The 21,514-nt window shown below is 60.0% G+C and carries 18 protein-coding genes and 3 pseudogenes; 12 read left to right on the forward strand and 9 right to left on the reverse strand.

The window, feature by feature from the left end; all coding sequences use genetic code 11:
* The first annotated feature begins 102 nt into the window (after positions 1-102).
* Genes WS91_RS29245 through WS91_RS36510 form a run of 3 tightly spaced genes read left to right on the forward strand, consistent with a single transcriptional unit; the run spans position 103 to position 2,949 of the window.
* Entirely contained in the window at positions 103-1,140 is a 1,038-nt protein-coding gene (locus WS91_RS29245) for a hypothetical protein (protein ID WP_226377191.1), read from the forward strand.
* Complete coding sequence (locus WS91_RS29250; RefSeq protein ID WP_063889464.1) at positions 1,137-2,255, forward strand: hypothetical protein; 1,119 nt, start codon at positions 1,137-1,139, stop codon at positions 2,253-2,255. The genes WS91_RS29245 and WS91_RS29250 overlap by 4 nt, the downstream gene beginning before the upstream one ends.
* A gap of 58 nt (positions 2,256-2,313) precedes the next feature.
* A complete protein-coding gene (locus WS91_RS36510) occupies positions 2,314-2,949 on the forward strand; it encodes a hypothetical protein (protein WP_156432550.1) in 636 nt (211 codons plus the stop codon).
* 46 nt (positions 2,950-2,995) lie between these two features.
* On the opposite strand, the gene WS91_RS34925 is transcribed toward WS91_RS36510, so the two are convergent.
* Complete coding sequence (locus WS91_RS34925) at positions 2,996-3,394, reverse strand: tyrosine-type recombinase/integrase (protein WP_082717525.1); 399 nt, start codon at positions 3,392-3,394, stop codon at positions 2,996-2,998.
* A gap of 23 nt (positions 3,395-3,417) precedes the next feature.
* Here WS91_RS34925 and WS91_RS29260 point away from each other — a divergent pair.
* Positions 3,418-3,756 (forward strand): annotated as a pseudogene (locus WS91_RS29260) (integrase core domain-containing protein); the annotation flags it as partial.
* A 227-nt stretch (positions 3,757-3,983) separates the two neighbouring features.
* Here WS91_RS29260 and WS91_RS29265 read toward each other — a convergent pair.
* Entirely contained in the window at positions 3,984-5,414 is a 1,431-nt protein-coding gene (locus tag WS91_RS29265; RefSeq protein WP_059671563.1) for a sensor domain-containing diguanylate cyclase, read from the reverse strand.
* Between the two features lie 650 nt (positions 5,415-6,064).
* A pseudogene (locus WS91_RS29270) lies at positions 6,065-6,382 on the reverse strand (phage virion morphogenesis protein); the annotation flags it as partial.
* Positions 6,383-6,480: 98 nt separating this feature from the next.
* Here WS91_RS29270 and WS91_RS29275 point away from each other — a divergent pair.
* A pseudogene (locus WS91_RS29275) lies at positions 6,481-7,101 on the forward strand (integrase core domain-containing protein); the annotation flags it as partial.
* Between the two features lie 237 nt (positions 7,102-7,338).
* Here the strand turns inward: WS91_RS29275 and WS91_RS29280 are convergent.
* From WS91_RS29280 to tssJ, 6 genes are all read right to left on the reverse strand, one after another.
* Entirely contained in the window at positions 7,339-8,940 is a 1,602-nt protein-coding gene (locus WS91_RS29280; RefSeq protein ID WP_156432552.1) for an alginate O-acetyltransferase AlgX-related protein, read from the reverse strand.
* A gap of 7 nt (positions 8,941-8,947) precedes the next feature.
* Positions 8,948-10,399, reverse strand: a complete 1,452-nt coding sequence (locus WS91_RS29285) for an MBOAT family O-acyltransferase (protein ID WP_197419428.1) — start codon at positions 10,397-10,399, stop codon at positions 8,948-8,950.
* A 419-nt stretch (positions 10,400-10,818) separates the two neighbouring features.
* Positions 10,819-11,151: a hypothetical protein gene (locus WS91_RS37015; RefSeq protein WP_059581644.1), complete on the reverse strand. Its 333-nt coding sequence runs from the start codon at positions 11,149-11,151 to the stop codon at positions 10,819-10,821.
* 297 nt (positions 11,152-11,448) lie between these two features.
* A complete protein-coding gene (locus WS91_RS29295) occupies positions 11,449-12,234 on the reverse strand; it encodes a DotU family type IV/VI secretion system protein (RefSeq protein ID WP_038746362.1) in 786 nt (261 codons plus the stop codon).
* The gene (gene tssK / locus WS91_RS29300) at positions 12,231-13,577 is read right to left on the reverse strand and encodes a type VI secretion system baseplate subunit TssK (protein WP_059671518.1); all 1,347 of its coding nucleotides are present in this window, start codon (positions 13,575-13,577) and stop codon (positions 12,231-12,233) included. The genes WS91_RS29295 and tssK overlap by 4 nt, the downstream gene beginning before the upstream one ends.
* Positions 13,578-13,685: 108 nt before the next feature.
* Positions 13,686-14,300 carry a type VI secretion system lipoprotein TssJ gene (gene tssJ, locus WS91_RS29305; protein ID WP_038746367.1) on the reverse strand — a complete coding sequence of 205 codons (615 nt, stop codon included), beginning with the start codon at positions 14,298-14,300 and terminating at the stop codon, positions 13,686-13,688.
* Between the two features lie 375 nt (positions 14,301-14,675).
* Here tssJ and WS91_RS29310 point away from each other — a divergent pair, with 375 nt between their 5' ends.
* From WS91_RS29310 to tssG, 7 genes are all read left to right on the forward strand, one after another.
* The gene (locus WS91_RS29310) at positions 14,676-15,347 is read left to right on the forward strand and encodes a tetratricopeptide repeat protein (RefSeq protein WP_052145047.1); all 672 of its coding nucleotides are present in this window, start codon (positions 14,676-14,678) and stop codon (positions 15,345-15,347) included.
* A gap of 39 nt (positions 15,348-15,386) precedes the next feature.
* Positions 15,387-15,905 (forward strand): type VI secretion system contractile sheath small subunit, encoded by a 519-nt coding sequence (gene tssB / locus WS91_RS29315; protein ID WP_038746373.1) that lies wholly within the window; start codon positions 15,387-15,389, stop codon positions 15,903-15,905.
* A 16-nt stretch (positions 15,906-15,921) separates the two neighbouring features.
* Positions 15,922-17,412 carry a type VI secretion system contractile sheath large subunit gene (gene tssC / locus WS91_RS29320; RefSeq protein WP_038746376.1) on the forward strand — a complete coding sequence of 497 codons (1,491 nt, stop codon included), beginning with the start codon at positions 15,922-15,924 and terminating at the stop codon, positions 17,410-17,412.
* 72 nt (positions 17,413-17,484) lie between these two features.
* Positions 17,485-17,988: an Hcp family type VI secretion system effector gene (locus WS91_RS29325; RefSeq protein ID WP_038746378.1), complete on the forward strand. Its 504-nt coding sequence runs from the start codon at positions 17,485-17,487 to the stop codon at positions 17,986-17,988.
* A gap of 57 nt (positions 17,989-18,045) precedes the next feature.
* A complete protein-coding gene (tssE, locus tag WS91_RS29330; RefSeq protein WP_059642470.1) occupies positions 18,046-18,528 on the forward strand; it encodes a type VI secretion system baseplate subunit TssE in 483 nt (160 codons plus the stop codon).
* Between the two features lie 78 nt (positions 18,529-18,606).
* Positions 18,607-20,445, forward strand: coding sequence for a type VI secretion system baseplate subunit TssF (gene tssF, locus WS91_RS29335; RefSeq protein WP_059581637.1), 1,839 nt, complete (start codon positions 18,607-18,609; stop codon positions 20,443-20,445).
* On the forward strand, positions 20,409-21,509 hold the full coding sequence (tssG, locus tag WS91_RS29340; RefSeq protein ID WP_059671519.1) for a type VI secretion system baseplate subunit TssG: 1,101 nt from the start codon (positions 20,409-20,411) through the stop codon (positions 21,507-21,509). The genes tssF and tssG overlap by 37 nt, the downstream gene beginning before the upstream one ends.
* Positions 21,510-21,514: the final 5 nt, after the last annotated feature.

Raw genomic sequence — 21,514 nt, forward strand, 5'->3', positions numbered from 1 at the left:
AAGCGGGTCCCAGAGATGGGGCCCGTTTTTTTTGTTCTACAAAATCACGCACGTTCTACAAAACGACAAAAAGCACATCGGGATGGCATACTGCCCATGTAAGTGACCGACCAACAATTGATAAGCGTCATCGATATGGCAGAGACCTACAACATCGGGGAAATCGCGACGCGCGTATCCGAAGATATCTTCGAGTACTTCAGGTGGAATATTCACCCCGCCACCAACCACAATTTTGCCTGCCTGAACGACGACCATAAGACCGCGGGTGGATCAAAGAAGCAGACGCACCCGACCGATGTCGTCTTCTATTACGACGATCCGTATCTGGGCCGAAAGGTCTATCTGAACACCGATCTCAAAAGCTACGGACAGTCATCTATCAACCAGAGCACATTGCGTAATGCACTGCGTTCTTTAGCGATTTCCGTCCAGTGTGCGTGCGCTTCGGACGAGTGGCGAACGAGGCATGTGGTGGATGTCTCGGAACCCTATGAGGTTCGCGGGTTGCTTTTTCTGCATAACCACGATCATGACTTCAAGCATGACCTAGCGGAAACCATGCGCAAGATCGATGTTTCCGCCCTGCCCATCGCGGAAAACACATACCTGCATGTGCTTGGGCCACTGGATATCAATCGCCTGTACTCAGTTGCAAACGACCTGAGTCGTCTGTTGCAGCGCAAGGAAATATCCGACGACTACACGTTCTATTATCCAGACCTCGTTCTATGGCGTCGGCACGGCGAGGTTTGGGGGCAAGCCGCGACAGTTGAAACCCTGAACGCACCGTACTGCGTAATTAAACACAATGGTACGGATAAGGGAAAGCCTGGCTACGTGATCTATTACAACCGGCCGGGTGATTCGGCCATGGAGTTCGAGTATTTTCTCGACAGTCTGTCTCGACTGCAATTGCTGGACAAAGACGCACAGGTGCGCGTTCGCGTGAGTCATAAGCAGCCGAGCGATCAGATTCAAAGTAATTTTTTGGTAGCCAAGCACCGATACAGCAAGGCATGGGGTTTCGAGGCGACAAGGGCGGCAACACTGGACGCCATTAAGCTCGAACACGTTGTCGCCGTCACGGACAATTATTCTCCTGCAAAGCTCGGTTGGCGCGATGGAGAAAATGGATGAAAAAGCCGCCTCATGGACCCTCGATTTATTACGCAACGGACAAGAATGTGTTCGATGCGTTGAATCAACATCGGGTTGATCAAGCGACGATACGTCAATTGTTTGCCGACAGAAATGTTTTGGTTTCGAAGTATACCGATAAGTCGGAACTCGCGAAATACTTCAGCAGGCTGGTGCATGATTATCAGGATCATCAGCGAATAGCAGCTCGCCTCGGCGTTGCTAATCGCCGAGAAAAGGTGACTGCGGTAGAGATTACAACGCCCATTGATGTGAATCAGATCGAAACGGCTATTTCTGCAATCAAGGTCGAACTAGAGAAGGAAGGCGACGTTGTTTTGATCACCAGAGACGGAGATGACATCGCATTGGTTGTCCAGTATTCCGAGGTGGATTACGCTAAAACTGAATTCAAGCAGGTTCAGCATAAGGACGGTGTAATTCAGTTCAAGAAAGAGGATGGTGCGTATGTTGTTAGAAATTCGCAAAATGAATACATAAACAAAGTTCGAGAGGCTGTTTTTTCTTCGGTCGAAAAGAGAAATTCCATAAAGCTGGATCGCCGCGTCGTTTCATTGTATGACGTGGTGTTGCCTAGCTTGAGAAGTGAATTTTTCTATAATTTGATTCACGGCATCGAAGGAATGGGTAAGTACGATGTAACCGAGCTGTACGTATACCGCAATACTCCAGAAGAGTCAGACGAAGACGATGAGCAGGAGCTTTCCGACGATGACATCGGTAACAATGAGGTGCAGGACAGCCGAATCGAGCGGATTGCATTGCGCGGAAAAGGGGTGGAGCAGTCGCAGGAACTGAAGGACATCATTAGCAAGTCCGCAGATTTCTACACGATTCGAACCGTGTGGAAGGTTAGGGAAGCAATGGGCGAGGGACACGTTTTCGAACTTGATGCACATTTTGCAAATGCGCGAGACTGCACTGGATTCTCATATCTTGTTCGCGGCGTTTACCCGTGCGAAGACGGGATGGTCAGCAAAAAACGCCGCAGTCCGAGACCAGACGAGGTTGAGCGGTTATCGTCACTCATCGAGAAAGCGTCCAAGAAGTGCGCTGAAGATATTTGGACTAAATCGACCCCTCCGAAGACTTGACATCATGACCTTGCGATTCAAATGGTATAGGCTCGCGCTTCCTTTCGGAGTATCGAACTTGGTTCGTGAGCTTCTCAATTTTCCGCTCACATCCGAATCGGATTGCGGGTTTCGCCCGAGAAAATCAGACGAGACCGGCGATTGCCTTCGTTTCGCATGGCGCTCGACAGTATCTGCGATTGCGTTCGATGAAGATGGCAATCCCCGTGCCGAGTCCGTATCTACGATTAATTTTGTAGACATCAAATTTTTTTCGAGAGGCGAAGCAGTGTTTCTGCGGGTGGACAACCCGGGGAAATCGGTGAAGACGCTTATGAACGAATTGGGGCGAATCGCGGGATATGGATTTTCAATTCAACCCATGGTTTTCGGTGATTCTAGGACGCCGCCATTCTTTGATAAGTTTGATCAAATTCGCTTGGTGGGTTTGAAGCTAATCAACGTAGTATTTGACCGGCACGTGGTCGGGCGGGTCGAACTCGCCTCCAAGGAGGGAATCGACCTCAAGGCAATTTGGGAAACCACGGGCAAGACCTATGTGGTCGACACGGCGACGTACGAAGTGACGGCCCGTATGATCAAAGGTCAATTGTCGTTTAGCAAAGGAGGGTTGGTAAAAGTGACGGACCGACTTGCTCCGCAATTCCTCGATTTCTTTGAAGGCGCGATAGAGGAAATCGCCGAGTCCCGCTAAAGTGACGAGCTAGCGGGTCTCACAGGCAGCCAAGCTTGCAAGTGGTTCACCTAGTTGGCGTGATCTTAGCGCCGCGCTTTCGCACATAGTGCTCGGTCATCGCTACGCTCCCATGCCCGAGCAGGGCCTGTGCGCTTCGCAGGTCGGTTGCGCTTTCTTTGTCAGTGCCCGCCTTGGCCCGCAGGTCCCGAAACTGAAACGCTTCTTTCGCGATACCGGCTGCATCCCGTGCGCGGTCAAATCGAAATCGTAACGCTGAGCGTCCCAGTGGCCGCCCATGTTCGTCGACGATAAGGCGTGTTGACCTAGGGTTGTGTGCGGTTTTTCTACTAGCAAGTTGTGCAAGTAGCTCGGCACGTTCGCCGACAACTTCAATGCGCAGACGCGCCCCGGTTTTATTCTGTCGGACCCAGACCACGCCGTCGCGAACGTCTCGCTTATCCATCTTCAATACGTCGGCCGGCCGTTGCCCCTCGTACACTGTTGTGTGATAACGGCTCGGAATTTACGAGTCAGGTGATGGACCTGTGAGCTTACCATCAAAAGGTCGAGATTGCCTTCAGTCGGCCCGGCAAGCCAACGGACAACGCATTCGTGGAGTCGTTCAACGGCACGCTGCGCGATGAATGCCTGAACGCGCACTGGTTTACATCGTTGGCCGATGCCAGGGCGCAGATTGAGCGATGGCGGGTCGAGTACAACGAGAGTCGGCCTCACAGGGCTCTCGGTGAAGTGGCGCCTGCCGAATACGCCCGTCAGTTGGGCCTGCAGGCCCAACTGACGGACCAACAGAAAGCCGAAGACTAACATTGCTGCTGGCACTGAAAGCCGGTACCGCTCAGGGGAAACAAACTCTTCGACGGCGGCGGCCTGTTTCCGGATCTGCGTCCCGGCGGTTCAAAGAAGTGGCGGCTTGGGTATCAATTCAACGGCAACGAAAACCAGCTGACGTTCGGCGACTAACCGCAGCTGCTTGCATTCGAAACCGGACCAGGCGAATGGCCGGATGCGAGCGACTGCCGACGGGAACCCAATCATGTGGGGGAGACCCGCGAAACCTTGTTTCGGCCGGTCGCCTTGGCGTTGTACAGCGCCTCGTCCGCGGCCTTGATCACCGCGCTCACATCGCCGTCCTGCTCCGGCGCCCAACTGGCCGCACCGATGCTGGCGGTGACACGTCCGTATTCGCTGCCTGCGTGCTCGATCGCCAGTTCGCTGATCGCCGTGCGGATTTGCTCGGCGATCAGCGCGGCACCCGCAGGAGGGGTGTCGGGCAGCACCACCACGAACTCCTCTCCACCGTACCGTGCTGCGGTGTCCGCCGGGCGCCGGATGTTCTCCCCGATGCATCGTGCCACCGCAGCCAGCGCGTCATCGCCCGCTTGATGCCCGTAGGTGTCGTTGAAGGCTTTGAACCAGTCAATATCGACGAACAGCAGCGAAAACACGCTGCGAGTGCGGCAGGCGCGGCGCCACTCGTGATCAAGAATCTCGCCTAGCGTGCGGCGGTTATGGAGTCCGGTCAGTCCGTCCATCCGTGCGAGGAGCTGCAGCTCGGATTCCGCGAGCATCCGGCGTCGCAACTGGGCGCCCATCAGGAAGGACAGCGCGACGAAGCTCAGGCCGAATGCAACCATCAGCGAGCCGATCGTCAGAGCGCGCTTGCGCCAGGCTGCGAAGATGTCTTGCTCGGCTTCGGCCACCATGATGATCAGCGGCAAATGCGGGAAATTTCGGAAGAAGTACAGGCGGCGCACGCCGTCGATCGACGCCGTGTCCGAGAAGCTGCCTTCTGGTGCCGACCTGAAACGCTGGAACGTGCTGGCCTTGCTGATGTCGCGCCCTATCGTGTGTACGTCGTACGGCTGGCGCATCACCATGATGCCGTCCGTGCCGATCAGGGACACGGCTCCGTGCGGCCCGAGCGACAGCCCGGCGAACAGCGCGTGGAAGTACTCGAGATTGACCGCGATCAGTACGATACCGGCGAACGACCCGTCCGGATGCGACAGGCGCCGGCTCAGCGCGATGCTTGGCGAGCCGCCGCGCAACCGTGAATGATAGGGAGCGCTAACGTACAAGCCAGCATCCGGATTGTCGCGCTGGATGATGAAATACTTGCGATCGGCAAAGTTGCCCTTGCGCGGTACGTCGCTGCCCGAGTCGATCGTGATGTTGCCCGCCGCATCCAGCACCAGCACGGAGCCGAGATATTTCGCGGTTGCAGCCCGATCGAACAGCAGCTCGCGGCGCAGACGAGGCGGCAACGCCAGCATGTCCGGGTCGCGCATGCCGTCGACCACCGCCTCTAGGGACAGGGCATACAACTCGAAATTGCGTTCGATATCCCGCTCGGCAATCAGCGCGAGGTTGCGCGACGTTTCGCGGGCGCGCTCCATTGCGTCGAGCCGACCTTGGTACAGTACCGTTGCGCTTAAGGCGGTCATGACCAACGCGAAGAACATCCCGCCACAAAGAATCGCCAGCGGCGCCAGCCGGCCGCGCTGCAAGCGACCGGAAAAGGACGGAGGCCCCCAGTTCTCTTTCGTTATGGTCTCCAATATCCCCTCGAAGCCTTCACGCAAATCGGTCTGCACGGACGCGACGCTTGCCGGAACAAGAAGCCTTGCGTCGATTGGAAGACGCTGAACGGCCTTTCAGTCCCTCCTTGGAAAGAGCCGCGGATCGGATTGGTTCCCGCGGCATTATCGGCAATTGGGTCTGCTTGGTTTATTCATATTATATGTGCGATGGGTTTGCCTTCCAGCACCTGCCGTGGCCGTCTCTTGAAGCCGTTCCGCCGGTGCCTTGCAACCTGTAGTCCTCGATAATTCAACAGACGAAGGTTTGGTGGACGCAGGACGAACAGAAATCGGATATCTCCCGACGGTTCGGAATCGCCCTCGTCTTCCCTGTCAGACTATGGACCAGGCAGAGCAAACAATCCCGACTCCCTGAAGTGGAATTCAGGGGCGTAACGCCATATGAATAACGCGAGTCGGCGGCGATGGAATCGAAATCACGGTCGGCTGAATGCAAGCAAGGTTACAGACCGTAACCGTGCGCCCTTAATTCCGGTTTCTCAACCAGTGGCCGATGCGAGCGGTTAAACGGTTCAGCGGTTCACGGAGCGTAACGGCCGATTGCGCACGAACTCGCGATCGGCGTCGGCGAGACCAAGCACGACGCGACCCGGATGCTGCGCGAGCGGGCCGCCCGGCTCGGCGGGCGTTTTCTGGCCTTCCTGGCGGACACGCGCGATGCGCGACAGTCGCTCGTCGAAGCCGATCGCGAGCCCCGCGTCGTCTACGTCGATGCACAGATACCGCGCCGTGCGCAGCTTCCGAAACTTCGCCTCGTACTTCACGCGGCCGGCTTTGTCGCGCGAGTGCTTGCCGCCGAGCTTCACCTTCCGAGGCGCATACGCTGATGCTCGACGGCGTGCCGAAGTCCGTCTTGCGCCAGCGCTTGTGCATCAATTATCGGCGATTACACATTCTGGTGGAGTGCGAGGGCATCCACGCGAACCACAAGCGCGTGCATTGCCGCCTATACCGTGAAGCGGGACTGGCCGTGCGGCGTCGTCGCCTGCGCCACGGCGTGATGATTGAACGCGCGCAGCCGGCTTTGCCGAATAGATCCAACGAGGTTGGGCCAATCGATTTCGTGATGGACGCACTTCGAACGGGTGGCGTGTGAAGTGTTTGACCATCGTCGACGATTTCATAAAGGAGGCTGTCGATATCGTCGTGGACGACGGCATCTCGGGCTTGTATATCGCTCGAGTGCTGGGCAGTGCAGTGCGTTTCCGAGGCTATCCCAAAGCGCTGCGAACGAGCCTGGGACCCGAGTTTACGAGCCGTGCGCTCGCCCAATGGGCCTACCCAACGGCGTGACGTTGAAATTGATTCAAGCTGGCAAGCCGACGCAGAATGCGTACATCGAATCGTTCAATGGCAAGTTCCGCGATGAATGCCTAAACAAGCACTGGTTCACGAGCCTCGCGCATGCTCGCGACGGTCATCGCGGCATGACGCCTGGACTACAACGAGGAACGCACCGAATTACCTTTCGCCTGCGGCGTTTGCGGCGAAGCATCGGGCAGCGGATGCTCCTGCCGTGTTCCAGGGGCTGGTAAAGGAGCTTTACTAGAAGACCGTTGGCCCTAATGAAGCGGGCAGGTCAGGGGGGATGGTTTCGCAATTTGCGCGTATGGCATACCCCCGATTCGGAACGAAAGCTGGACCTCTTACCGACGCCAAGTACCGCAATGCGAGGTTCAATGAGATCGGGGGAAGCAAAATCTCCGATAGCAGTCGTCAATGAAATCAAGAAATGAGCGGCAATCAAGACTTCGAATGTCGCCCGAGTTTTGAACGAGCGATCGTTTCAATTGATCGGCATGCCGATGGGCGCAGCCTTATTACCATTCACTGCATAGAGACGGACCTGGGGATGCGTAAAGTCATTAGGAATCTCGAAGGAAAAGCCCGATCGCAGAAGCAAGTCGGAATCGTAGTGAGTGGCGACGTCGCGGCGCTCGAACTGCTGTGAGGGTGCGACGTTGATGACGCGATTTCCCGAGGTGGCGACGATGAACTCGGCGGCTAGCCCACCGTCTCGAAGTGCCGCCCAGCCGGAGTATGTGATGCCTGTTGCCGTTGTGGTCACGGCGTCAATGTTGCCGCCGGCCCCTTGAGTGCCGGAAGCCGACGCTAGCATTCGGCCCCCGGCCAGGAATTTGATCGATCCTCCATTCGAGACGACGCGGACGTCGGCTCCGAGGAATTCGTTGCTTCGGCGATGTGTATCCCTTTCCGTGGTGGTGAACTTTCGGTCGTGATGAATTCTGTCGATCGTTTCGTATAAGTCGGGCTTGGGGACTGCGTACATCGATCGCTCGACGCGTTCTTCAATGACGAGTTCAGGTTTTTCCTGAGCCACCATTTTTGCGAGGATGTCGGAGTTCGGTATGGTCCATGCGTACACGACTCGTCCATAATTCTGCGAAAAATACGGAATGACGGAGTTGAAGTACGAATCTCTGAATACCAGCACAGTTCCACTTTTGCCGGGGCAGGTTGTCGCGAAAAGGCTCGTCGGATAGTTCGGCATCGAGAAGCCCAACGGCCATTGAGCTTGGCGATGGATCGTGCATTCGGGCGAAAGGAGCTTCTTCGGCTGATACGTCGTTTCCACGACAGGAATCCGGATCATTCGCGACATATCCGTGCTTCCAATGTCCGATTGAGCCGAGGGCGCCACAGTCATAAAAGTCGTGTTTTCGTACGCATAGGGATGGGGTGATCCGATGGACTGCATGAGATCACGGTATCCAATATAAGCGCCGTACGGGGTCCAATGGGTATCGGTATGGAAGAAGAGATCTGGGTTTCCATCCGATTTGTGGGCAATCAGTGACTGGCTTGGATTGATGAAATAAGGTGTCTCTCCAAGATAGCCTTCGAGTTCTTGCAGTCTGGACGGCCCTTTCCCTTGCACCTGTCGTGGCAGGTATTCCGGATAGATCGTGTTCTTGTCAGGGCCGACCATGAAGCGATAGCCGATACCTTGATCTTTGAGCCACGTGTAACGCTGCTCAAGAGCCAGCTTCCAATCACGGAGCTCAGTGCCCGAAAATCGAGCCGTACGCTCGATATCCGGGCGGCTTCCCACGTCGGAGATAAAAAGCCAGTCGCCGTGGCCGGCGATCACCTGCTGTGTTCCAGACAGATGGAACACCTTATACATCAAGTAGCTGTGCAGGCTGAGGAAGACATTTCGGAACCCGAAGCGATCATTAACGTATGCGTCGAGGTCTTTGGGGAAGCTTTCAAGCCCGTGAGTGCTGAACTCCATGGAAGGAAACGTCGCTAGCCTCCGTTCCTCCGAGTTCTTTCCGTCGCTGAACCACATGGTAACGAACGGGACGGAAATGGCCGCTACGAAGGCGGCGGCCATGATCAGATTGACCAGTCTCTTGCGGCGCATACTCAAGTCAAAAGCGGAAATAGATGAACGGGTTATACGTTCCGGCGGCCATCTCGGCGGCGCAGATCGTCAATATAGCAAGCACCGCGATCAAGCGAATGTAAACGTAATTCGGATTCTGTGCGAATGCCGATAACGCCAGAATGTTCGCCGGCAGCGGTTCATTCGAATGCGAAGGAAATCTTCGTTCGCGCCAATCTCTCGCAAGCGAAATTGCAAGCGGAGTCGACAGGATGGCACCCAGGGCGATGGTTGCAAAAACCTGTGCATTCAAATAGAAGCCAATTTGCGGAGTGAACCAACTGGCTTTGGTAAATCCGAACATGGCGGCCACGTAAGAGCATGCGTAAGAGAAACTGTCCGCCCGAAAGAACACCCAGCCAATCATTACCATCATGATCGTGTAAATCCAGCCGACAAATTTCGGCATCGCATCCAGCCATTTACCGATTCGGGTGCGTTCCAGCACAAGCAATGATCCGTGGAACGCGCCCCAGAAGACAAAGTTCCAGCTTGCTCCATGCCACAGCCCGCACAGCAGAAAAACCGTGAACAAATTGATTCGCATGCGCAATGGAGATGTGCGGTTACCGCCAAGCGGGATGTAAAGGTAGTCGCGAAACCACGTGGATAGCGAGATATGCCACCGGCGCCAGAATTCTCGTACCGAGGTTGAGATATAGGGGTAATTGAAGTTCTCGGTGAGTTCGAATCCGAACATTCGGGCGAGCCCGATTGCCATATCGGAATATCCTGAAAAATCAAAGTAGATCTGAAGCGTGTAGCAGACGATGCCGAACCATGCCATGGGCGTTGAGATGCCCTCCGGCGGAAGGGCGAAGATGCTGTCCGCAGCCTGCCCCAGGACGTTTGCGATCAATACCTTTTTGCCCAGTCCGAACGCGAAACGCTCGACTCCCGAACTGAAGCGCTCGAGTGTGTTGCGTCGATGCAAAATCTGCTCGGCTATATCGTGATAGCGAATGATCGGCCCGGCAACCAGTTGAGGAAATAGGGAGATATAAAGCCCCATGTCAAGAGGGTTGCGTAGCGCGTCTGCTTCCTTCCGATATATGTCTACAATGTATGAAATCGAGTGAAAGGTGAAAAAAGAAATGCCGATGGGCAATACGGTTTCGACGATGCTGGTATGCTTTCCGAGTAGGAAATTGATTAGGCTATCTAAATTGCTTGTTAAAAAGAATGCATACTTATAGTAGATGAGTGCGAGAAGATTGATCGTGACGCCGAATGTCAATATCACGAACTGTAGCTTGCGTGAACTAGCGCGGGCGATAAGGAGGCCGATGATCCAGTTGAAGATGATGGATGCCGCCATCAACAGCAGATATTTTGGCTCGCCCCATGCGTAAAAAGTCAGGCTTGCAATCAGCAGCCAGATGTTGCGAAGCCGGTATGTCAGTGCCCAATAGAGCCCCAGCGTGATGGGCAGAAACACGTAGAGAAATATTGCCGAGCTAAAAACCACGTGGTCCCCGTATTTCTGAGCTAGGCGAGCGGGCCTCGTTGCCGGACGCCAGCGGTTGAAAATGTTGGCGGATTATAATACACGGCTGGTTCCTGCGACTCGAGCCAGGCAGCGACGTATCCGGCAGGCTGTCCCGGACGTGCGATCAAGCGTTTGCCGTCGAGTCTTTTGATTTCCAATAATTGTCGGATTAATGGTGTCCGCTCGAGGTTGCGGCATCATGCATGTCGCTTGATGCGTCGATGCTTGGGACTCCGGTGGTGTTGGACGGAGCGAAGCGCAGTTCAACACAGCAGGAAGTGCAAAAAGCACTCCGTGACCGCCGCACGTACTTTCGCGACCGCCGCGTTTCGCATCGAACTGTTCCGCCAATCCAATTCGATCGGATATTAGGAAAGACTCACCGGACTCGCAACGAGCCGAAGCCCCGTCACGGCCGCGATTGCCGCCGCGGCATGCGCCGGAATGGTCGCGAAGGTCCGCGGTCCTTTGAGCAGAAAGGGCAGCGCGGCAAAGTGCGCCGTCGGCGCGATCGCATTTCGCTTGAGCCCGAGCGCGGCGAGCGCTTCGTCGACGATGCCGACCACGCCGCCGGGCGACACGAGAACATGTCCCGGCGAAACGTATTCGTCGAGCGTCAGTGCCTGGCCGACGCTCGAGAGCATGTCGCCGTCGAGCGGGCACGCATAGCCGCCGTACGCCAGAGCCTGATCGCCGAGCAAGCGTGAGCCGAGGCCGCCGTCAAGGACATGGGCGGATACTTTATGCGTGCGGCCCCATGCGGCTTCTGGAAAATCGGGGATTCGGCGGGTAGTGGAGAGGCTCGATGCCGTCGGGGTAGTGTCGACTGCGAGCTATCGTTCAATCATAGACGACGACACGTTAGCGCGCGTCGAACGGCGATTCACGGAGTACGAGCCTTGGTGGTAGCGGTTGCTTTCGAAGACGCGTTCAGTATCGATGGTCGAGAACTTGCGTCGACAGAATGAAAAGCCCGGCATCCCCCGGGCTCCCCACGATCAAGGCAACGAAATCGTCAAATTAGCGGACTCCGGCCCGACCTTGATGACCTGCGAATAAGGCGCGAGCGCTCGCACCGTGCTGCCCTTCAGGTACGTATTGAGCCCGACGAACGCGAGCAATCCGACGAGCGTGAACACCGCTCCGATCGCCCACAGCGGCACCTCGCGCTTGAGCCGATGCGAGATCTGGTCCGGCAGCGGCCAATGCGGCGCGAACGGCGCGCGCTTGCCCTTCATGTTCGCGATTTCGTCGCCGAGCCGCGCGGTCAGATACGCGAGCTTCTCCGGTCCTTCGAGCAGGTACTTGCCCTGAAACCCGAGCAGCAGGCACATGTGGAACACCTCGAGCGATTGCAGCCGCGCCGCGCCCTGCGCACGACATTCTTCGAGGTACTGATAGAACTTCTCTCCCGCGAGCTGCTCGCCGAACAGCACGAGCTGAAGCGGCCGGCGTTCCCAGTCCGCGCGGATCTTGAACTGCGACGACAACACCGATTCGTCGATCGCCGCGCAAAACGCGAACTTCGCCGCATACACGTCGTCGGCGGCGATGTTGAGCTTCTTCGCGCCGCGCTCGAAATCGCCGAGGAATTCCTGGATGCGCGTGCCGAACTCCGACGCGTTGCCGGGCTCGCGGCCGTTCTTCAGCAAGAACAGCATGAAGAAGCCGTCGTACAGCAGATCGAGGAGCGAGCGCGCCTGGAAGCCGGCGTCGGTCGACGACACCGTTTGCGGCGCGGGAGGCGGCGTGTTGCCGCCGAAGAGGGAGGGCGCGTAGCTCATGACGTGACGGCGATCAGTTCAAATTTGAGATCGTTGATTCCGGACGGCGCGTAGATCATCGCCGACTGGGCCTGCAGCATCCGCTCATAGAGCGGGCTGCGCGCATCGAGTGCGAAATAGCATGCGCCCGGGCGCACGGGAATCGCGGGCGGCACCTGCGGCGTGTACGAAAGGCGCACGCCCGGCATCGCGGACAGCACGAGCTTGTCGACGTCGTCCGGCGCGCCCACCTTGAAGCGCGCGGGCACGGCCTCGACGAGCTCGACCGACGGCATGTCGGCCGACACCGCGAGATAGAACGCGGTCTTGTCGTCGATCTTGCCGGAATCGAGCCGCCCGACGTGGAACGACGGCCGCACTTCCTCGAGCGTGATCGCGAAGTAGCGCGTCGAGATCACGGTTTCGAGCAGGTCGCGCAGGATCGTGTCGAGGCGCGCGAAGCCGGGGCCCGGATCGTCGTGCCGATAGGCGGGCAGATCGGCGAGCACGTAGCCCTTCGAAAACGTCATCAGTTGGCCGGCGAGGCGCAACAGCTCCTGGAACAGCCGCTCCGGATGCAGCGCCGAATGCTGATGCAGGTGCGCGAGCGCGGCGAACGCGGCGCTCGCCGTGTGCAGCAGCCAGAACGAGGCGATGTCGCCCGAGCGGAATTCGATGATGTTCTTCGTCGGCTCGCGATGAAAGCCGTACAGCGCGTTCACCTTCGCCTGCAGCGCGTCGATCAGTTGGCGCAGGCGCTGATGCAGGATCGGCGACGCCTCGATCGCGAGGCACGGCGGCACGAAGCTGTCGTCGATCTCGAAGCCGGACGTCGCGGTGCGGCGCACGCGCACGAGCGGAATCGACAGCAACTGATCGCGCGGCTCGCTGTGCGCAATCAGCTTGACGTTGGTCTTCAGGAACGTGATGTCGGCTTCGGCTGCATCGGTGAAGTGGTCTGCGACGCTCGCGCGATCGCTGACGAAGCGCGACACGAAGCCCGCGTCGCGGCTCTCCGCGTAGTTCGAGCCCGTCTCGCGCAGCGGGTGCAGCGCCAGGTAGAACGTGAATTCGTTGATGCCCTCGGGTAGCGTGTCGAGCGCGATGGGCGGCGGCAGCTCGTCGGCTTGCGGCGCCGAGTAGAGCGCGCCGTCCGGGAACACGAGCGACAGTTCGCTTGCGCGCAGTACGTTGCTGCCGAGCGCGTCGCGATCGAATCGCACCGAACGCGCGCCCCAGTTGTACGGCTGGATCGCCTGAATCGATTCGAAGAGGCGCGCCTCGTGATACGCGTCCTGCCGCTGAAAGTGCTGCGGCCTCAGAAAGAGGCCTTCCCCCCAGAGCACCTTGGCCGAATAACTCATGTCAAATCCGCTTAAATGTGATTGGGCCGTTGGTCGGTTAATTCGCGCCGCATTCGGCGAGCGAATCGTTAATCTTTGTCAAATGACTTTTAAATGTCATCTCGAATTTCACCCGCAGTTCACCGACGAGAGCAAGTCGAGCCGCTCGGTCGGCATGCCTTGCTGCGAAGGAATGACGGTGCCGCCCGTCACGGTCATCGCGCAGTTGTGCAGGCCGATGATTATGCCGGATTTCTCGGATTTCGCAGGATCGAAAGTCAGCTTCCAGCGCTGCAGCGCCGGGTCGCGAAAGAGTGCGACGACGCCGAACGCCTGCGCTTCGCGCGACACCTTTTCGGTCGCGTTATAGCGCTGTCCGGGAATCAGCGTGATTTCGCGCACGCTCAGCAGATCGGCGCCGAGCGCGGTCTTTTCCTTCGCCGGATCGGTGAAGCTGTCGAACGGCGCCTGCTGGAACGACGTCGGATCTTTCAGCGCGTAGAGGCGCACGACGAGCGCGAGCGGGCGGCTGTCGTTCGCGGCGTTGAGGTTCGGCGCCGCGTAGAGCGTCAGGCCGAGATTGCGCGGCGGCTTCTGCGAATCGGGCACGTCGGGCTTGCCGACGCCCACCATCTGCAGCGCGGCGCTGCCCGCCGAGCCGAGGAGCGGCACGGCGGCCGCGCAGCCGCCGAGCAGGATGCAGGCGGCGAGCGGCAGCGCGTAACGAGTCACAAGCGGATTCATCGATTTTTCCGGGCGCGGCGCCCTTCGTTCCCTGTCAAAACTATCAGTTGCTTTGCCGATTTGGCGGCACAAAAATTCTGCCTCTTCAAATGCCCGACGGATCGCGATCAATGCCGCGACATTCGGAAAAATTTTCCACTGAATGGGCAAAATAGAATTGCTTTGCGGCAATAATTGCATTGGAAGCGGTACACGTGCGATTCCCCGAGCGTGCGCGGCCGTGTCGGGCGGCGCGCTGCGCGGCTTTTAAAACGGCCGCCCTTCACGCGAACATTGAATTATGAAAAATTGATCGGTACTATACCCGCGCGCTTGTAGCAAAGCAAAATCACGAATTCTCAACGATTTAAAACTCCCGCGCCGGGGATATAAACGATGAAAGACCGTCTCTTCGCAAAATTTTCTGGGGTAGTGTTGGCCTGCGGCATCATCGCCGGTTGCGCGTCGCAGCCGACGCCGCCGACGGCCGAAGCGTTCAACAAGTCGTTGGCGGATGCCGACGCGGTGGCGAAGGCAGGCGATCAGGACCGCGCGATCGGTCTCTACCAGCAACTCGCGAAATCCGATCCGACGCGCGAAGAGCCGTGGTCGCGGATCGCGCAGATCCAGTTCCAGCAGGGTCACTACGGTCAGGCGATCGTCGCCGCACAGGAAGCGTTGCAGCGCGACAAGACCGACCGTCAGGCGAAGAGCGTGCTCGCCGTTGCGGGCCTGCGCATCGCGACCGAATCGCTCGGCGAGCTGCGTCAGGATTCGTCGCTCGCGGGCGACGCGAAGTCGGACGCGCAAGCGCTCGCGAAGCAGTTGCGCGATACGCTCGGCGAGGCCGCGCTGTTCCCGCCCGAGCAGCAGCTGACGAAGCCCGTCGTGAAAAAGCGCCGTATCGTGCGCCGCGCGAAGCCCGTGCACGAGGCCGCGCCGGTCGAGAACGCGACGGCGGCAGCGCCCACGGCGCCCGCCGCCCCCGCCGCGCCCGTCGCGCCTCCTGCCACCACGTCGGCGCCCGCCAAGGCGGCGGGCGGCGATCCGTTCAGCGCGCTGCGTTAAGCCGCCGCGCTCGATCCACACACCAAACGGGAGCCGTCGATGGCGAAGAAAGAAAGCATTCAAAAGCGCTTGCAGAAAGTGCGGCCGCCCCGCGTCCAACTGACGTACGAAGTCGAACGGGGCGACGCGATCGAGATCAAGGAACTGCCGTTCGTCGTCGGGGTCGTCGGCGATCTGGCCGGGCAGTCGGAAGTCGAGCAGCCGAAGCTGCGCGATCGCAAGTTCGTCAACATCGACCGCGACAACTTCGACGACGTGATGAAGGCGATCGAGCCGCGCGCGACGTTCCAGGTGGAGAACCGCCTGAGCGACGCGGGCGGCAAGTTCGCGGTCGATCTGAAGTTTCGATCGATCAACGATTTCAATCCGGACGAGGTCGTCGGGCAGGTCGAGCCGCTGCGCCGCCTGCTCGAGGCGCGCTCGAAGCTCGCCGACTTGCGCAACAAGCTCGCCGGCAACGACAAGCTCGAAGATCTGCTGAGCGAGGTGCTGTCGAACACGCAGCAGCTCGAAGCGCTGAAGAAGAGCGCGGACGGCGGCGATAAGCAGGGCGAATGAGTAACGGGGTGGCGATATGAACCAGCAAACGGCTGCGGCCCAATCGACCGGCGCTCAAGCCGGCACGGAATCCACGCTGCTCGACGAGATCGTCGAGAAGAGCAAGGTTGCGAAATCCGAATCCGAGCATGCGCGCGCGAAGGACCTGATCGGCGAGCTCGTCAATCAGGTGCTCGACGGCACGGTGGTCGTATCGGACAACCTGTCGGCGACGATCGACGCGCGCGTCGCGGAGCTCGACCGCCTGATCTCGTCGCAGCTCTCGGCCGTGATGCATGCGGCCGAGTTCCAGCGTCTCGAGAGCACGTGGCGCGGGCTCGATTATCTGGTGAAGGAAAGCAACACCGGCTCGACGATCAAGATCAAGGCACTGCACGCGCCGAAGCGCGATCTCGTGCGCGACTTCAAGAACGCGACCGAGTTCGATCAGAGCGCGCTCTTCAAGAAGGTGTACGAAGAAGAGTTCGGCACGTTCGGCGGCTCGCCGTTCGGCGTGCTGGTGGGCGACTACGAGATCTCGCGCCAGCCGGAAGACCAGTATTTCATCGAGCAGATGTCGCACGTCGCGGCGGCCGCGCACGCGCCGTTCGTCGCGTCGGCGGCGCCCGAGCTGCTCGGCCTCGAGTCGTTCGCGGATCTCGGCAAGCCGCGCGATCTCGGCAAGGTGTTCGACACCGTCGAGTACGCGAAGTGGAAGTCGTTCCGCGATTCCGAGGATTCGCGCTACGTCGGCCTCACGCTGCCGCGTTTCCTCGGCCGCCTGCCGTTCAATCCGAAGGACGGCGCGATCGCGGAGAGCTTCAACTTCGTCGAGGACGTCGACGGCACCGATCACGACAAGTACCTGTGGTGCAACGCCTCCTGGGCGTTCGCGGCGCGCCTGACGGCCGCGTTCGACGACTTCGGCTGGTGCGCGGCGATTCGCGGCGTCGAGGGCGGCGGCCTGGTCGAGGATCTGCCGACGCATACGTTCAAGACGGACGATGGCGAAATCGCGCTCAAGTGCCCGACCGAAATCGCGATCACCGACCGCCGCGAGAAGGAGCTGAGCGACCTCGGCTTCATCCCGCTCGTGCATTGCAAGAATTCCGATTACGCCGCGTTCTTCGCCGCGCAGTCGGTGCAGAAACCAAAGAAATACAGCACCGACAGCGCCAATGCGAACGCCGTCCTGTCCGCTCAGCTGCAGTACATCTTCTCGGTATCGCGCATCGCGCATTATCTGAAGGCGATGATGCGCGACAAGATCGGCAGCTTCGCGTCCGCGCAGAACGTCGAGACGTTCCTCAATCGCTGGATCTCGCAGTACGTGTTGCTCGACGACGACGCGACCCAGGAACAGAAGGCGCAGTTCCCGCTGCGCGAAGCCTCCGTACAAGTGTCAGAGATTCCGGGCAAGCCGGGTGCGTATCGTTCGGTCGCGTTTCTGCGTCCGCACTTCCAGCTCGACGAATTGTCGATTTCTCTGCGCCTTGTCGCTGACTTGCCCAAACCGGCAAATTCATAAGCGAGCTGAGATCGCCCGGGCGGGCCGCCTGGGTAGGACGTTAAAACCACCTCTTTGGGGAGTCGAAAGACCATGTTACACATGCATCTGAAGTTCGGTAATCCGGCCATCAAGGGCGAGTCCGCGGACAAGGACCACGCCGGCTGGATCGAACTGAAATCCTGGGATCACTCGATCGTTCAGCCGCGTTCGGCAACCGCTTCGACCGCGGGCGGCCACACGTCGACGCGCTGCGAGCACGGCGACATGGTGTTCACGAAGGAAATCGATTCGTCGAGCCCGCTGCTGTATCAGCACGCGTCGGGCGGCACGACGTTCGACGAAGTGACGATCGATTTTCTGCGCGCGGACGGCGAAGGCGAGCGCGTGAAGTATCTCGAGATCAAGCTGAAGTACGTGATCATCTCGAGCATCGCGCCGAGCGTGCATAACGAGGGCCTGCCGATCGAGACCTTCTCGCTGAAGTATGCGGCGGTGCAGTGGAAGCAGACCCAGCAGAAGATCGGCGGCAACCAGGGCGGCAACACGCAGGGCGCCTGGAGCCTCACGAAGAACGACAAGACCTACGCGGTCTAAGTTCGATGCGGGAACGGGGCACGGCGCGTGCCCCGTTCTCGTTTTGCGTGGAGCCCGATGAAACGCTTCGAACCGAGCTTCCTCGACAAGCTGTTCGACGACGAACCGCATGTGCCGGCACCCGCCGCAATGCGGCAATTGTCGCTGGAAGAACTGAAGAACACGGTCGCGCGCGACGTCGAGGCGATCCTCAACACGCGCATCGCGCTGACCGAAGAAGACCTCGCCGCGCTGCCGGAATGCCAGCGTTCGGTGTTGACCTACGGGCTGAACGATTTCGCCGGCCTGAGCCTCGCGAGCCACTACGACCGCACGTTCATCTGCAAGTCGATTCAGCAGGCGATCACGCGGCACGAGCCGAGGCTGCAGCAGGTGTCGGTGACGTTCGAGCTGAACGAGCAGTCGACGAACGCGCTCTACTTCGCGATCCAGGCGCTGCTCGTCGTGCATCCCGCCGAGGAGCCGGTGACCTTCGATGCGATGCTGCAGCCGTCGACGTTGCAATATTCGGTGACGCGTTCGCGCGCCGCCAAGGTTTGAGCCGTGTCGCGTGAGCCGCCGGGCGCCGCGCGGCAGTGAGACGCCCGGCAAGAGGGCGTCAGGTTTCGGGGATCGTCGATGGAAGAGTTGTTGCCGTATTACGAGCGCGAACTGTCGTTTCTGCGGCGCTATTCGCTCGAATTCGCGAACCGGTACCCGAAGATCGCCGCGCACCTGTCGCAGACGGGCGAGCATTGCGAGGACCCGCACGTCGAGCGGATGATCGAATCGTTCGCGCTCCTCGGCGCGCGGATCAACAAGAAGCTCGACGATGAGTATCCCGAATTCACCGAAGCGCTCGTCGAAGTCCTCTATCCGCATTATCTGCGGCCGTTCCCGTCGTGCTCGATCGCGCAGTTCGGTGCGCCGCAGTCGTTCGCCGAACTGGCCGGGCCGCATGTCGTCGAGCGCGGCACCGAGCTGAGGAGCCGCGCGATTCGCGGCGTGCAATGCCGCTTTCGCACCGCGTACGACGTAACGCTTGCGCCGATCAGGCTCGCCGACGCGCGCTACGGATCGATCGCCGCGGCGCCCGTCACGACGCTGCTGCCCGGCAACGCGACGGGCGTGATCTCGATTGCGTTCGAATCGACGTCGCCGCAGCTCGATCTCGCCGCGCTGAAGCTCGGCACGCTGCGCGCGCATCTGCACGGCGAGCAGTCGTTCGTCGCCGCGCTTGCCGATTGCCTGTTCGCGCACGCGCTCGCGTTCTACGTCGAGCCCGAGCGCAGCGGCCGCTGGATTGCGCTCGACAAGGCGCCGTACGAGCACGCGGGTTTCGACGAGGCCGACGCGCTGATCGACTATCCGGCACGTTCGCATCCGGCGTATCGTCTGCTGACCGAATACTTCGCATTCCCGGACAAATTCAATTTCGTCGACTTCGACCTGGGCGCGCTGACGCGCCGCGCGGGCGGTTGCCGGCAACTGACGCTGCATGTCGTGCTGCGCGACGTGCGCAGCGATTCGCATGTCGCGCGGCTGCTCGATCTGCTGACCGCGAGCCACTTGCGGCTGTTTTGCACGCCGGTCGTCAACCTGTTCCGGCAGCACGGAGAGCCGATCCGGATCAGCCATCAGGCGGTGTCGTATCCGGTGATCGGCGATGCGCGCCGCGCGTTCGCGTATGAGGTGTATTCGATCGATTCCGTGCATCTCGTGCGGCAGCGCGCGGATCGCGAAACGGTTGTCGAATTCCGGCCGTTCTATTCGCTGCATCACGGCGAGGCCGCGCAGGCCGGCCACTACTGGTTCGCGCGCCGCAACGACGGCGTCGCGCGCAAGAGCCCCGGCTATGAGACCGAGATTTCGGTCGTCGACATCGATTTCGAGCCCGGCGCGCCGCAGACCGACACGCTGAGCCTCGAGCTCACCTGCACGAACCGCGACTTGCCGGCCTCGCTCGCGACGGGGCTCGACGGCGGCGATCTCTTCATCGACGGCGGCGAGCAGCCGGGCCCGGTCGCGCTGCTGCGACGGCCCACGCCGAGCGCGCGCTTCGAGCGCGGCCGCGCCGCGCACTGGCGTCTCGTGTCGCATCTGGCGCTCAATCACGTGTCGCTCGCCGACGAAGGGCTCGCCGCGTTGAAGGAAGTGCTCGTGCTGTACGATCTGAGGCGATCCGCGGTGTCGACGCGCCACATCGACGGGATCGTCGGCATTGAGCAGAAGAGCGCCGTGCAGTGGCTGCCCGGCAAGCCGTTCGCGACGTTCGTGCGCGGCGTCGAGATTCGGCTCACGATCGACGACGAGCATTTCGTCGGCTCGAGCCTCGCGACGTTCGTGCGGATGATCGATGCATTCTTCGGGCTGTACGTGCACCTCAACAGCTTTGTTCAACTGATCGTCGTGTCGAAGCGCACCGGCGAGGAGATCATGCGATGCGAACCGCGCAGCGGCGAATCGATCCTGGCGTAGTCGAGCGGCTGCTCGACGAGCCGCATCGCTTCGAGTTTTTTCAGGCGGTGCGGCTGCTCGAGACCTGGTTCGCGAAGCGCGATCCGCAGCGCCATGCGGCGAGCCGGCCGGGCGAGATCGTCGCGCGCCGGATCGGTTTTCGAAACACGCTGTCGCTCGGTTTTCCGCCAAGCGAGATCGAGCGCGCGCAGTCGTACGACGAAGCGGGCGACGCGCTGAAGGACGATGCGCAGCGCAACGCGGCGCTCGCGGCGGGCGCGCTGTCGCGCGTCGAGCTCACGCCGGCGTTCTTCGGGCTGCTGGGCGGCCAGGGCGCGCTGCCGCTGCATTACACCGAGCAGATCATCGCGCGCGAGCAGTTGAAGCGCGATCACGCGGCGCGTGCGTTCTTCGACGTCTTCTCGAACCGCGCGACCGCGTTGTTCTATGCGGCCTGGAAGAAATACCGGCTGCCGCTGCATTACGAGCTCGACCGCGACGAGCGCTATTTGCCGCTGCTGCTCGCGCTCGCGGGCGTCGCGAACGACGATGCGCGCTCGACCGTGCAGGAAGGCCGCGGCGCGCTGCTCGACGAGGCGATCGCGGGCTATGCGCTCGCCGCGCGGCATCGGCCCGTGTCGGCCGCGTATCTGCAGCGCACGCTGTCCGAGTATTTCCGCGTGCCGATCCGCATCGAGCAGTTCGTCGGCAAGTGGTACGACGTGCCGCACGATCAGTTGAGCGTGCTCGGCGACGTGAACGTGACGCTCGGCGCGACGGCGCTCGTCGGCGAACGCGTGTGGCAGCGCGACATGCGCGCGCGGCTCGTCGTCGGCCCGCTGTCGAAACGCGACTACGAAGCGTTCCTGCCCGGCGAGGAGCGCGCGGTCGCGCTCGAGCGGATGCTGACGCTGCTCGCCGGCGTGACGCTCGAATACGAGGTGTCGCTCGTGCTGCGCCGCACGGAAGTCGGCGCGAGCATCCTCGGCGCGGGCGCGCGGCTCGGCTGGGACGCGTTCCTCTGCACGCGAGAAGCCGAGCGCGATCGCGCCGACGCGCGCTACGAGCTGCACGTTATTCATTGATAACA

The organism is Burkholderia sp. MSMB1498, assembly GCF_001526245.1.
GTDB lineage: Bacteria > Pseudomonadota > Gammaproteobacteria > Burkholderiales > Burkholderiaceae > Burkholderia > Burkholderia savannae.

Bases quoted from the DNA above. Each gene is read 5' to 3' on its own strand.
- WS91_RS29250 (WP_063889464.1), top strand. From the start codon at position 1,137: ATGAAAAAGCCGCCTCATGGACCCTCGATTTATTACGCAACGGACAAG.
- WS91_RS34925 (WP_082717525.1), bottom strand. From the start codon at position 3,394: ATGGATAAGCGAGACGTTCGCGACGGCGTGGTCTGGGTCCGACAGAAT.
- WS91_RS29265 (WP_059671563.1), bottom strand. From the start codon at position 5,414: ATGTTCTTCGCGTTGGTCATGACCGCCTTAAGCGCAACGGTACTGTAC.
- WS91_RS29280 (WP_156432552.1), bottom strand. From the start codon at position 8,940: ATGCGCCGCAAGAGACTGGTCAATCTGATCATGGCCGCCGCCTTCGTA.
- WS91_RS29295 (WP_038746362.1), bottom strand. From the start codon at position 12,234: ATGAGCTACGCGCCCTCCCTCTTCGGCGGCAACACGCCGCCTCCCGCG.
- tssK (WP_059671518.1), bottom strand. From the start codon at position 13,577: ATGAGTTATTCGGCCAAGGTGCTCTGGGGGGAAGGCCTCTTTCTGAGG.
- tssJ (WP_038746367.1), bottom strand. From the start codon at position 14,300: ATGAATCCGCTTGTGACTCGTTACGCGCTGCCGCTCGCCGCCTGCATC.
- WS91_RS29310 (WP_052145047.1), top strand. From the start codon at position 14,676: ATGAAAGACCGTCTCTTCGCAAAATTTTCTGGGGTAGTGTTGGCCTGC.
- tssB (WP_038746373.1), top strand. From the start codon at position 15,387: ATGGCGAAGAAAGAAAGCATTCAAAAGCGCTTGCAGAAAGTGCGGCCG.
- tssC (WP_038746376.1), top strand. From the start codon at position 15,922: ATGAACCAGCAAACGGCTGCGGCCCAATCGACCGGCGCTCAAGCCGGC.
- WS91_RS29325 (WP_038746378.1), top strand. From the start codon at position 17,485: ATGTTACACATGCATCTGAAGTTCGGTAATCCGGCCATCAAGGGCGAG.
- tssE (WP_059642470.1), top strand. From the start codon at position 18,046: ATGAAACGCTTCGAACCGAGCTTCCTCGACAAGCTGTTCGACGACGAA.
- tssF (WP_059581637.1), top strand. From the start codon at position 18,607: ATGGAAGAGTTGTTGCCGTATTACGAGCGCGAACTGTCGTTTCTGCGG.
- tssG (WP_059671519.1), top strand. From the start codon at position 20,409: ATGCGAACCGCGCAGCGGCGAATCGATCCTGGCGTAGTCGAGCGGCTG.